The sequence below is a fragment of the Cryobacterium zongtaii genome, assembly GCF_002909375.1.
Taxonomy (GTDB): Bacteria; Actinomycetota; Actinomycetes; order Actinomycetales; family Microbacteriaceae; genus Cryobacterium; species Cryobacterium zongtaii.
In genome coordinates, this window is sequence record NZ_PPXD01000026.1 from 80,921 (window position 1) to 93,258 (window position 12,338).

The following is a 12,338-nucleotide window of genomic DNA, read 5'->3' on the forward strand; positions in this document are numbered from 1 at the left end:
CCTGTAAAGCATTCGATTGGAGTTGAGATGTTTGACGAAGGACTGAGGACAGCCGAACCTCGTTGGATCAGTGTCGTCTTCTTACAGGGAGATGAGGCCCACGCAGTGCTCGGCATGATCGACCTCAAGGGCGCCATCGCGGCGATCGAGCACCTACAACAGTGGGACTACGGAGACGAGACGATTGACGCTGCACTCACCAACGGATATGTCTACGACCGCATCCCGGCCGGGCGGACGGATCGGATTATCGAAGACGACGGATCACCCTACGCACTGACCTACAGCAAACCGTTCAGCTATGTGTCGCTCTTGCGCCGATATCCCGAAGAACCTGAACCGAACCTCGTCCGGACGTCAAGGGTGACATCCCCTCAGCCGGCCCAATCCCGCCAGCCCGCCGCAACCTGGGCCAGTACTCGAGTCCAATCGAGCGCCAATGCGGGGCAGGCGGTCTCGCTGTGAAGAACTCAACGGACGAACACCTGCACGCAAGTCACCTGCTTGAGCCGCACGGCGAAATCCGGCGCGAGCGCCAGGCGCGCAAGCGCTCAACAGCACAGATCGTGGCTACTGCACGGCGGGTGAAGCACCTCGAAGCGCGCACGCAATGGCAGGCAGAACGGGACGAGGCACGATCAGCCGAATACCTTGCCGCCGGCGGCGAACCAGGCCGAGCCCAATTACGAATGCCCGGACGACTCCGGCTCCCCAAGCACCAGGACACCTCCGCCACTCTGTCGGGCCACTACCCTTTCCTCGCCGAGGCCGGACTGGGCTCGGCAGGTGTCTTCGTTGGGCAGGACCTCTATTCGGGTGGCTCCTTCGTCTACGACCCATGGGTGCTCTACCAGCGTGGAATGATCACCGCCCCGAACATCGTCCTCGCCGGCATCGTCGGGTCGGGCAAGTCATCACTGGCGAAGTCGCTCTACACTCGCTCCCTCCCATTCGGACGCCGGGTCTACGTGCCAGGTGACCCGAAGGGTGAGCACACCGTCGTGGCCGAGGCCGTCGGCGGCAAAGCGATCATTCTCGGCCACGGGCTGCGCAACCGGCTGAACCCGCTCGACGAAGGTCACCGGGCGGCATCCGCTACGGACGCCGAGTGGGCGGCACAGCTTGCGTCCCGGCGCCGCGAGCTCATCGGTGCGCTCGCGGAGACGGTACTCGATCGAGTGCTGAGTCCACTTGAGCACACCGCCATCGACCTCGCCCTGGCCGATGCCGTTCGAAGCGCCGAGGTACCGATCCTTCCGATGGTCGTGGATCGCATCCTCGCCCCAAACCCGGAAGACGACGAGGGCCGTCTCGCAGAAGATGGACGCCTCGTCGGCCATGCACTGCGTCGGCTCGTCGCGGGCGACCTCGCCGGGCTTTTCGACGGACCCTCCACCGTGCGCTTCGACCCTTCACTGCCGATGGTCTCGCTCGACCTTTCACGGGTGGCCGAGAACTCGACACTCATCTCGGTGCTCATGACCTGCTCATCCGCATGGATGGAAGCCGCACTTGCCGATCCGGCCGGCGGCCAACGATGGGTCATTTACGACGAGGCCTGGCGCCTCATGGCCTACCCATCCCTCCTGCGTCGCATGGACGCCCAGTGGCGCCTGGCCCGGCACTTCGGGATCGCGAACATGCTCGTCTTCCACAAACTCAGCGATCTCGACAACGTCGGCGACTCCGGGTCCGCGATGCGCGCGCTCGCTTCGTCGCTGCTGGCGAACGCCGAGACTCGCATTGTCTACCGCCAGGAACCGGACCAGCTCGGGTCCACGGCGAGCGCACTCGGGCTCAGCGGAACAGAACAGCAGCTGCTCCCCGCGCTCGGGACGGGCCAAGGACTCTGGCGCGTCAAAGACCGCAGCTTCGTGGTGCAGCACCAGCTGCACCCCAACGAGCTTGAGGCATTCGACACAACCGCTCGGATGTCCGCGGGGCGGTAACCGTGCATCCCTCAGCGGACCTTCCGCCCAGAACAAGGAGTCATTCCGATGGTTAAGAATGTGAGTGAAGAGCGAGAAGCGAGGATGTTACTTGCGGCGCTTTCCGAGCCGAGTGATGTCATCACGGGGGCCCTGGTCGCCCGTCTGGGCGCCGCTGCAACGCTCCAGCTCATCACTTCCGGCGATCGGCTTCCGAATGGCGTCGAACCCGCCGAAGGCGAACTTTGGCGACGGCGGCTGGCTCCCCGTATCGACCCCGGTCAGATCGACCGCATTAGCGTCGACATGGAGCACCACGACATTCGGCTTCTGACTCCGGAGGATGTCGACTGGCCCGGCGAGCTGCAGCAGCTCGGCGCTACCGCGCCCATCGCTCTGTGGCTCAAAGGCGACCCGAGTCAGCTCTCGGCTCCCCTGCCCGGCCGCGTCACCATCGTAGGCTCTCGTGCCGCAACGGCGTACGGCAGCCAAGTGGCAACCGAGCTCGCTTCGGAGCTCGCTTCGCAGGGCAGAGTGATCCTTTCTGGCGGTGCGTACGGCATCGATGGATCAGCCCATCGAGCAGCCACGGTGTCCTATCCCGGGTCCACGGTCGCCGTACTGGCCGGCGGGCTCGACCGACTCTACCCAGCGGGCCACGAGCAACTCTTTGAGCGCATCGAGCAAAGCGGCGGTCTGCTCCTGAGCGAACTTCCACCTGGCTCCGCCCCGACTCGGTGGCGCTTCCTCCAACGGAATCGGATCCTCGCAGCCCTCTCGGGCGCGACTGTCGTCGTTGAGGCTGGGCATCGATCTGGTTCGTTGAACGTGGCTGCGCAAGCCCATTCCCTGGGTCGACCGGTCGGCGCCGTCCCTGGACCCGTCACTAGCCCGGCGAGCGCAGGCTGCCACCGGCTGATTCAGGAAGGGGTCGCAAGCCTCGTGGTCGACGCACAAGACGTGACGGACCTGCTGGATGCCTCAGCCGGCTTCTCAGGAGATCGAACGTTCACCTACTCCCCCACGCGACGATTCAGTCGAACTGATATTGGTCTCCGCCTCTAGGCGATCTCTAGATGAACGGAGAGCGCCGGTGAGCACACCCCGAACTCAGGGCTCGCTCGGCGACGAGCTCGCAAACCTCGGCATCGGACTCCTGATGTGCTCAGCAGTACTTGCGCTACTCCTCCGCCTGTCGGGAACCATCGCAGCCTGGGCGACAGGTATCGCGCAACCGGCTGGCGGGCCCGAAACCGGCCTCTCCGTCCTTCTTGACCCGGGCAACCCATCAGCCGCCATGCAGGCTCCCGGGCTCCACCCGCTTGCCTACTGGCTGACGGCCAGCATCATGGTCGTTGTCGTTGGCGCAGCCGGGACCTGGCTGTGGCGGATGCTTCACGATCCGCAACGAGCAGCACAGATCGATCCATACCGCATCCCCGGAATCGCGACACGGAACGATGTACTGCGAGCGGCATCCAGCAAAGCGCTCATGCGTCGTGCTGCGCATCTCCGTCCAGCCCTATCGAAAGCGAAACCTACGGACGTTGGCTACCGCATCGGACGATCACGAGGTACCGATGTCTGGGCCAGCGTCGAGGACTCCATTCTCGTCATCGGACCACCGCGCTCCGGGAAGGGCGCACACATCGTCATCAACGCCATCCTCGACTCCCCCGGGCCAGTCGTGACCACGTCCACCCGTCCTGACAACCTCACGGCCACACTCCGAGCACGCCAACGGAACGGTCAGGTCGCGGTGTTCGATCCTCAGCAGCTCGCCCTCGGCGTGCCCGCGGGCCTGCGCTGGTCGCCGATCCGCGGCTGCGAAGACCCGCTCACAGCGATGATCCGCGCAACGGGATTGGCAGCCGGCACCGGACTCGCGGCCGGCGGCGTCGACGGGGGCGGGTTCTGGGAGGCAAAGACACGCACGGCCCTACAGGCGTTGCTGCACGCGGCGGCACTCGACCACCGGATGCCGTCCGAGCTCTTCCGCTGGACCCTCGACCCAGCCGCGGCCCACGACGCGGTCGCCATCCTGCTCAGCACTCCCGCAGCCGCCACAGGATGGGGTGACTCCCTGCAAGCAATGCTGGAAGCCGACCCACGAACACGCGACTCAATCTGGCAGGGCGTTTCCCTCTCGTTAGGAGCCCTCGCCGACCCACGCGTGCTGGATGCCGTCTCACCGGGAGAGGGAGAGAGCTTCGACCCGGAGGGTTTTCTGCGCAGCAACAGCACCCTGTACTTGCTCGCAACAGGTGCGGGCTCCAACAACTCCGCCGCGCTTGTCTCTGCTTTCGTTGAGGACCTCGTCGAGACCGCCCGTCGCTTAGCCGCGCGCAGCGCGGGCGCGCGACTCGACCCGCCCCTGCTACTCGCGCTCGACGAGATCGGCAACCTGGCGCCCCTCCCCTCGCTCCCCAACCTGATGGCGGAGGGCGGCGGCACGGGCATCACCACCATGCCTGTGCTGCAGTCACTCGCGCAGGCACGAACGAAGTGGAGCGAGAACGCAGCCGGCACCATCTGGGACTCGTCGATCGTCAAGGTCGTTCTCGGCGGAGCATCTAACTCCCGAGACCTGCACGATCTCTCGACACTAATCGGAGAGCGCGACGAGCCGACTGACTCGACCACCGTCGGCGATCGGGGTTCACGATCAGCGCAGCGGTCCATCCGCCGCGTCCCGATCATGCCGCCCGACACCATCCGCACTCTCCCATTCGGAACCGGTCTCATCATGCTCCGCGCGGCCCCACCCGTCATCGCAAGCTTGCAGATGTGGACCGGGCGTCCCGAGGCGAAAACTCTGCTCGCGAACCGGGCAGACATCGAAGCGTTGATGCGCAGGCCTCCCCTCGCGGAACCCACGCAACCGTCGGACAGCCAACCGGAGTGACAGCGCCGTCCCACACAGCTTCATTGACGAGGGTGCCGCGGTAGAAGTTCTTTCTCAATCGCCCTCGTTGTGTAGGCGACGGCATACCTAGTTGTGAGCGCGGATCAATATGGTCCGCCCTGTTACAGGAGGTCAAGTCCCATGACATTTCACACGCAGCAGTCGCTGTCAGGTTTCATCGCCTCGGACCCGCAACAGTCGGTCACAGAGAACGGCGACACACGTTTCTACGTGCGCGTCGGCCAACCCCACTTCCGTCGCGAAGGAGGAGGCTTCACCCCACTCGAGCCAAGCTTCCATGACCTCGTCGCCTACCGGGCCACCGCCGAACGGGCACTCACTCGGTTCGCGAAGGGCGACAGCTTCGTCGCCGAAGGCTACGTTCGCACCTTCCAAGTGGAGCGCGAAGGCAAAGTCGTTGAGCGGGAGGAGTTCGTCGCGAAGAAGATCGGCCACGACCTCGCCCGCACGAACTACGAGGTCGACCGTGCCCGCCGCTCGGCGCCCTCAGAGGAGTTGAACGCACCCGCTGCACACATGGTCATGCGGCGAGCGCCACTGCTCCCCCAGGCTCACTCGGCCGCGCTCGGGACGTGAAGGCGACCATGTCAGCTTCACTGGACGAGTGGGTCCCCGAGGATCAACACGCCGCGTTCGCCGAGGACTCATTCGAAGATCTTGATGGCCCGCTCACGGCAGAGCCTCCACATCCCATCAACTGGAATCTACTCACCGCCGACGAGGCCGAGGTCGAATGGATCGAGCTCAACCGGTGGGTGAATTGGCTACGTCGTACGTACGGACTCCCAGCCTCCGTCGTACCGCCTCTCTGGCACCGCCACCCGGAACTTGTCTGGGAGCTCTCCGCGCTGCACTTACATTGGCTCTGTGCCTACGACCCCGATCAACACGGCTCGGCACCCTTCGGCTGGCATCGTGACTTCGCCGACGCCCGTCAGCGTCTCCACGATTGGGTTGCGACCTCGGGGACTCGCCTCGATCGCGATCGACCGACGCGACAGACTGCCTGGCCGGGCGAGCCACCCGCACATCAAGTCGATGACATTCTGATCAATGACCGCGACGAAGACTTTGCAATATTCGTCTCTACTGACATCGTCAAGCGCCGGTCAGCCGAGGCCGAGTTCATTCTTCGGTCGGAGCCTTCTCCGCCTCACAACTGAAAGCCTAGGACGGGCCAGCACTTTCATGCGGATCTGCGCACTACCGCTGGAACAATTGACTTTTGACTTGCAACTTCGAACACGGGTACCGTCGCGACTCGCATCCCACACCGCGTGGACGACGGGCACCAGCCCGGCGCTGAGGAGGATGGGCGCTTGCTGGACCCGTAGAGTTAGCATGCATCGCATTGGCATGCGCCCCATGAAGGGATTCAAGAACCGTGGAGACACCCCTGGCAATCCTCGCCACCCGTCGGTATGGAACCCTCTCCCCGCTTCGTTACCCGGGCGGCAAGGCGGCGCTCGCTGGGCTATTTGCTGACGTAATTCTCGAACTTGGACTCGAGGGCGCCACCTACGTTGAGCCATATGCTGGCGGTGCAGGCGCAGGTGTTGCTCTACTGCGTGAAGGAATTGTCGATGAACTCGTCATTAATGACTTCGACCCAGCTGTGCACGCATTCTGGCACAGTGTCGTAGAGCAGAACGCAGAGCTGCTGCGCCTAATCGAAATGACACCTGTGACCGTCCCAGAGTGGAGACGGCAGCGAGAAATCTATCGAGAACGGAACACCAGCGACTTACTGGCTCTCGGGTTCGCGTTTTTCTATCTGAACCGTACGAACCGTTCCGGCGTGCTGACCGGCGGCGTCATCGGTGGGCTACAGCAGACAGGGACGTACAAGATCGACGCCAGATATAACAAGGAGACTCTCCGGAGTCGAGTGGCGGCTCTCGGCACTCTCGGCGCACAGATTACTGTCCGAGGAGACGATGGTCGGACCGCTATCCGTGATTACGCGGGCGACCCGAACGTATTCATGTATATCGACCCGCCCTACGTCCAAGCAGGATCTCAGCTCTACCTCAATGCCTTTGACGCGCGTGACCACACCAACCTTTCAGTGGTCGTCAGGAATGTTATTAGCGCGCATTGGCTAATGACTTACGATGTCGACCCACTCATCGAACACCTGTACCGCGGCTTCTACATGCAGCAGTACGAACTCAATTACTCGGCACGCCATCCTGGTCGAGCCTCCGAACTGATGATCACGTCCCGGAGCGTCGAAGCTGCCTTGGCGCGGTCCAGCGCAGTCCGCCCTGTCGAGAGCGCCTCCTAAGCCGCATAGCCGCAGGCACTGGCCCGGCGGGGACTCGCCACAAACGAGTCCGTAACAAATCCTGAGTGGCGGCTGAGCAGCGCCGCGCGTTATGCCGATCTGGGCGGTTCGTTCAACAAGAATCGCACGAGCGGCAAAACGACTAGCCAAGCTTGCTGCACATGCTGGCCGTTGACATCTACGTTCACGCTGTGAGTGATCATGTTGAACCATCGACCTGTACCCGGCACGTGGGTTGCGTCGTTGCCGAATCGAGTGATGTTGTTGATTGCGTTGGAGAGCTGACCGTTCCGGCCGTAGTCAGTCTTGACCTGTCTCATGACAGCCCCCAGCTCTCCGACCGCATCAATGCCGTTTGACTGGCCGTAATGCTCTTTAACCGAGGCCTCGAGGACTGAACGCATGAGCATGGCCGCCGCAGACGGGAACTCAACGACGTTGATACGACGCAGTTCGCGAAGTCTTCGTTGCATGGTGAGTGGGTGGGCCGGTTCATCAATCCCAGTTAGCGTCAGGTTTGCTCTCAGAAGGGGGTCGTTCGGTCCCCGCAGTTTCGAACCGGTAGCGTCCTCGGCATCGGACTTTGTAGAACTTTGGTGGGCATCTGACCCCGTGCCCGGCACGGTCTCGCTGTCCGGCGCGGACGAGGGTGGTGTCACAGTACCGGGCGTGATGCCCAAACTCGATGCCCCAACCGCGGGAGAGTCGGATTGGTCGACACCGGCGACGTTCGACGCGACGGCGGGTTTGTGTCCATTTACCGGAATCGCGACCTCTTGGTCAGTTTTGAGCATTTCTGCGAGCAATAGCTTGTACGCTGTCGTGTCCGGCTTAAGTCCACGGCGGGTGTTCAACTCTCCAGACTTGAATCCATTGAGCAACCGTTCCAGAGCAAACAACTGTGTTGGCGTGTGGGCCCAAGAAATCACCTGGGCTTGACCATCGAACTTTAGACCAATCAGATCCTGAATCGCGGTCTGCCGGTATGCATACTCGAACGATGACATCTTCAGGCGTGAGCCGCGTGCGTATCGTGCGAGTGACTCGTCCGTGTACTTGGTCGCTCGTAGCGCTTCACGAATACGTCCCATCCGCACCACGCGCGGGACACTCTCGATTCCGGGCAGCATCGCACTGAGCTGCTCAACTGTCATATCCTCGCCAAGCTGCGCGATGACGAATTTGGCCTGTTCGTCTAGGTCCCATCGCTTCTTGGACACGCCAATGTGAAGGCGGGCAAGAATAGAAGCAGCAGCCGCGCGGCTGGGCAGCACCATCACCCTGATCGACTGTGGAATATCTTCTGCCTCAAGAGCGAACCTCCGAAGCAATCGCTCAATGTCGGCCTGATGCGCCGGCGCCAGTGACGGATCATTGAGTGCCATCAACGCCGACACTCGCCTGTTGCCTTCGAGCACAATGTAGCGACCGTTTTCGTTAACGATCAAGGGCTGCTCGATGTCTACGTATCCGTCGCGAAGGATGAGCTCCGCAACTTCCGAGACCTGCTGTTCAGCCCAAAGGTAGTTCAGTGCGGCCATTTCGGACGGCTGATCCGCAGCAAACCGATAGTTGCTGACGTCAAGATGCAGTGAGCGAATGTCCATGTGCTCGATCGGGTACTCGGCATACGCCATTTGCTGATTCCTTGGGACTCGGGGCGACTGTGCTGAAACAACGCTGTGCCGAACAAAACCAGTCGCGACCGGATCATTCTCCTTCAGAATAGGCCCTGCCGTGGCTGCCAGATTCACGAATCCCGATCGGTCAATGGCGGACCCTGAATTGATGTTCGGTGATGTTGGGGCCCGATGGCGAGGCGATCCTTGGAAGAAGGTCTACGTACTCACCTGTTTTGGCCGGACCCACTCAAGCACTCTTGCCAGCAATGGCGGCAGTTTTGATCCTCAAAGAGAATGGCTCTTCCGGGTCTCGGCAGGAACATCCGGATTCAAGGAACGAACTCGCTGAAGTCCTCAAACGTCTTGACATGCTTGGAGATGTGATTCGACTGACCCCACCAGTGGGGGTTCTTAGTCATGATTTCTCTAACGGTTGGCTGGTCAAAACCAAACGCCACAAGCAAGCGTGCCTCGAACAAAATCATCAAGATGTCAAAACTTATCTGCAGGGGAATGACGTTTTTCAAGAAGAATGCAGACGAGGGCAACCCATGCACAACTGAGTTTCGGACCGAAGCGATGTCCGTTTTCCAATCCGCGTGAAGAGTGAGCTCCGTTCGCAAAAATGCGCCGGTCTGCTTGTCGAGGCGTGAAAGTCGACTAGCAAGTGTAGGGCGGTGCGCTTCCGACACTCCTGCAACAGCCTTTGAGGAGAACTTTTTCAGTGCCGGGTGGTCTGCCATGAGCGCTTTAACTTGCAGAACTGCTTCCTTCTGATCAGAAGGCGGCGCAGCGTCCGGGTTTAGTGACCGGTCGAAGGTCTCCACCATCTGCGCCAAGGTGATTAGCCTCACCATCGGCGTCGCTGGCGCCGCGTGCACATAGTCCAAGAACTGTTAGATGGCAGTCTCGTGGTCGTTGATGCTTGCCATGACAAGGGTACTTGCTTCGCGAAATCGAAGTGGCGGAGTTTATGTAGGAACATGATCCCTCGGGAATCCTCTACCTTGCGCACTGGGTTCCTGGGAATCACGCTCAACCAGGTGTCAAGGGGCGAGCCATCGACGTCAGATTCCCAGTGCGAATTGGTAATCGACATCCATTCAATTCCGGACGTTCGCCGAGTTCCCGACGAGACCCAAGCACTCATAGGCCGCATCCACCGAGTCATGAACTCTTTGAGGGACACTGGCTCATCGAAGGTGAAGTTGAAGACAGAATTCTGCTAAAGAGTCAGCGTCCCTTCGGTCGAAGAGTAGCGGCGCTGAGAATTGTCCTCTATCGAGATGCTCGCGTTGCCGACTCGCACGCTCAATCCAGGTATTGCCTTTAGTCACGGAGGGCTCCTGCGTGGTGCCGCCCTGAATATCCCACGAATGCCATTCTGCCCACTCATTCTGGTCCCAAAATCGGAGCTTCACCTCCGTGACCTCAAGCTCGTGTTCATGGAGGTCCCTTCACCGTGAGATAAGGCCTCAGCACTATGTCGGACAGGGCTCCCCCTCCCCATCGCCTTTTGCTCCGATATTCACGGCTATCGATGGCCGTGTATCCGCCATTCGCAGTTGTGCCGTGAATGATCGGGTAGACCTCGGCATCGGCCGCCCCAGTTAGGAACGAGAGCTCGTCAAAATCCTCCGCGAAGACGCCGCTGAGGTGAATGAGGTGAGTGGGGCTTTCATCTCGAACTTCGAGCCACCCGCCAACTGTCTCGACGATTCCAGTTTTGTTCTTCCGCGTCCAGCTAGCCGCATATGTTCCAGGGGGGGGCGATCATAAGTGGAGCCTACAAGCGTGCGTACCGCCCGACATGTAGGAGGCCACGAGCAAGGTGCACAAGGCTGAGAACCCCGCCGATCTCTGTTCCCGCTGAATTGACCTAAAACCCAAGTACCTCGTCGAGGATCTCGGCCGTCACCGGGTCGACTTGGTCAGCTGTCACAACGTAGCTGTTTCGAGTGGTCTGCTCATTCGCATGTCCGAGGAGTCGCGACGCCAGCGTTATACCCGCCGCCCGCTCGACGAGTGTCGCGGCCGTGCGCCGGTAGATGTGCGTGGTGTACTCGTCAACGTCGACTCCTAGCTTGATCAGGTTCGCGCGCTCGTCGGCGATGAATGATCGCAACAGGCGCTCGTAGTTACTGACACTCAGTGCGCGGCCGGTCTTAGTTGGGAATAGTGACGCCTCAGGGTCGGGTTCAGCGAGCGCCAGCCGTCGGCGCACCGCCGCTGCTGCCATCGATGGCAGAGCGATGCTGCGTCGCTGTCGGGAGCGCTTGGGTGTGTCCTTCCGATGAATGCCTTCCGCCTTTGTGCTGACGATGGTGCCATTGACGACGAGGGTTGGTGGCCTGGTGGTCATGTCCACGTCACAGCGGCGCAGGCCGAGACATTCGCCGACGCGAATTGATGTGCCCAGCATGATTTCCATGCCGTCGATTAGAATGCGGTAGTTGGGTCTAGGCCCATCAGCTCGGGTGATTCGCCAGCCTTGCATGAGCTCACGAATTGTGTTGATTTGCTCCGTGGTGAGCGTGGACTCCTTCTTAGGGGTTGTCGGTAGCCGTTGCACGTCACGCACTGGGTTGCTAGGCAGCGCGTCGTCGCGCACGGCGTAGCCGCAGATAAGGCTCAACACGGCGCGGGCGTGGCGTGCTTTGGAGATGGATTCTTCCTCGAGTATTTTTTGGAGGATGCGGTCACACCGACCGACAGTGAGTCGGTCGAGCTTGATCCCTCCGCAGCGGGGCAAAATGATGAGGCGCGCAGTTGTCTCATACGATTCGTAGGTGGAGTACGTCAGGCTGCCCGTCTTCGCGCGGGCGGCTATTTGAGAGAGCCAGAGTTCCACCACTTGGTTAACGGTGTTCTTGGACGAGAGAGCGCCGGTGCCGCCGGTACCGAGCACCGCTGCCTGCCGTCGAACGTCTGCGCGCGCGTTCTCGTCAGTGTGAGCAACCGCGGACAGACGATGCAGGACTCCGCCGTCGTCTCGGAGGGAAGCGCGGGCTCGGTACCGGCCGTTCGGCAGGACTCCCACAGTTATGGCGCCCAGCTCGCCGGCAGCGATCTGTGGCCTAGCCATGCCGGTGCTCCTGAGCCCAGGCGAGCACGTCCTGAACGTCGTAACGGACGTGACGGCCTAGCTTGAGGTAGGGCGGCCCCGTGTGGGTCAGTCGCCAGTCTTCCAGGGTGCGCTCGGGTAGCCGGAGTAGCTCGGCGAGTTCACGCTGGGTGAGGAACGTCGGGGTGATTTGTGTCGTCGCGTCCATACCCAGAAGGTGTGCGCGCCTTGTCGTGACAGTTCCGACTATGCCGGGACGGGTCCGTATCAGTCCGGGCGATAAGTGGTCACAGTAACCCTGCAAAGGGGTTTCTGGTCCATTTCTGGTCACAGCGGCCAATTTGGGCCTGGTCGGGAGGAGGGGCGATGGGCTGTTTCGCCGCGGAATCCTGCGCCTGTTATTGCTGGGGTACCTGGACTCGAACCAAGAACAAATGAACCAGAATCATCCGTGTTGCCAATTACACCATACCCCAATGGCGATGTCCGAGGACCGCGCCGAAAAGTAACT

The 12,338-nt window shown here is 61.4% G+C and carries 11 protein-coding genes and 1 tRNA gene; 7 read left to right on the forward strand and 5 right to left on the reverse strand.

From position 1 onward, the window contains the following. Nucleotides 1-27: 27 nt before the first annotated feature. The 7 genes from C3B61_RS15730 to C3B61_RS15760 all read left to right on the forward strand — a co-directional run bounded on the left by C3B61_RS15730 (nucleotide 28) and on the right by C3B61_RS15760 (nucleotide 7,141). The gene (locus tag C3B61_RS15730) at nucleotides 28-465 is read left to right on the forward strand and encodes a hypothetical protein (RefSeq protein ID WP_103461513.1); all 438 of its coding nucleotides are present in this window, start codon (nucleotides 28-30) and stop codon (nucleotides 463-465) included. Further along, nucleotides 462-1,949 (forward strand): ATP-binding protein, encoded by a 1,488-nt coding sequence (locus C3B61_RS15735; protein ID WP_103461514.1) that lies wholly within the window; start codon nucleotides 462-464, stop codon nucleotides 1,947-1,949. Before C3B61_RS15730 ends, C3B61_RS15735 begins: the two co-directional genes overlap by 4 nt. A gap of 48 nt (nucleotides 1,950-1,997) precedes the next feature. Next, entirely contained in the window at nucleotides 1,998-2,993 is a 996-nt protein-coding gene (dprA, locus tag C3B61_RS15740; RefSeq protein ID WP_103461515.1) for a DNA-processing protein DprA, read from the forward strand. A gap of 28 nt (nucleotides 2,994-3,021) precedes the next feature. Further along, entirely contained in the window at nucleotides 3,022-4,833 is a 1,812-nt protein-coding gene (locus C3B61_RS15745; RefSeq protein ID WP_103461516.1) for a TraM recognition domain-containing protein, read from the forward strand. A gap of 141 nt (nucleotides 4,834-4,974) precedes the next feature. Then, a complete protein-coding gene (locus C3B61_RS15750) occupies nucleotides 4,975-5,430 on the forward strand; it encodes a single-stranded DNA-binding protein (RefSeq protein ID WP_103461517.1) in 456 nt (151 codons plus the stop codon). Nucleotides 5,431-5,438: 8 nt separating this feature from the next. Further along, on the forward strand, nucleotides 5,439-6,017 hold the full coding sequence (locus tag C3B61_RS15755; RefSeq protein ID WP_103461518.1) for a hypothetical protein: 579 nt from the start codon (nucleotides 5,439-5,441) through the stop codon (nucleotides 6,015-6,017). Nucleotides 6,018-6,238: 221 nt separating this feature from the next. Beyond that, nucleotides 6,239-7,141, forward strand: coding sequence for a DNA adenine methylase (locus tag C3B61_RS15760; protein ID WP_103461519.1), 903 nt, complete (start codon nucleotides 6,239-6,241; stop codon nucleotides 7,139-7,141). Nucleotides 7,142-7,230: 89 nt separating this feature from the next. Here the strand turns inward: C3B61_RS15760 and C3B61_RS15765 are convergent, their stop codons facing one another. From C3B61_RS15765 to C3B61_RS15785, 5 genes are all read right to left on the reverse strand, one after another. Continuing rightward, a complete protein-coding gene (locus C3B61_RS15765) occupies nucleotides 7,231-8,778 on the reverse strand; it encodes a DUF4145 domain-containing protein (protein WP_103461520.1) in 1,548 nt (515 codons plus the stop codon). Between the two features lie 314 nt (nucleotides 8,779-9,092). Further along, nucleotides 9,093-9,593, reverse strand: a complete 501-nt coding sequence (locus tag C3B61_RS19555; protein ID WP_133160339.1) for a HEPN domain-containing protein — start codon at nucleotides 9,591-9,593, stop codon at nucleotides 9,093-9,095. A 1,049-nt stretch (nucleotides 9,594-10,642) separates the two neighbouring features. Next, the gene (locus C3B61_RS15775) at nucleotides 10,643-11,848 is read right to left on the reverse strand and encodes a tyrosine-type recombinase/integrase (RefSeq protein WP_103461522.1); all 1,206 of its coding nucleotides are present in this window, start codon (nucleotides 11,846-11,848) and stop codon (nucleotides 10,643-10,645) included. After that, nucleotides 11,841-12,035: a helix-turn-helix transcriptional regulator gene (locus tag C3B61_RS15780; RefSeq protein WP_103461523.1), complete on the reverse strand. Its 195-nt coding sequence runs from the start codon at nucleotides 12,033-12,035 to the stop codon at nucleotides 11,841-11,843. The genes C3B61_RS15775 and C3B61_RS15780 overlap by 8 nt, the downstream gene beginning before the upstream one ends. Nucleotides 12,036-12,231: 196 nt before the next feature. Then, nucleotides 12,232-12,303: transfer RNA gene (locus C3B61_RS15785), tRNA-Gln, on the reverse strand. Between the last annotated feature and the right edge of the window lie 35 nt (nucleotides 12,304-12,338).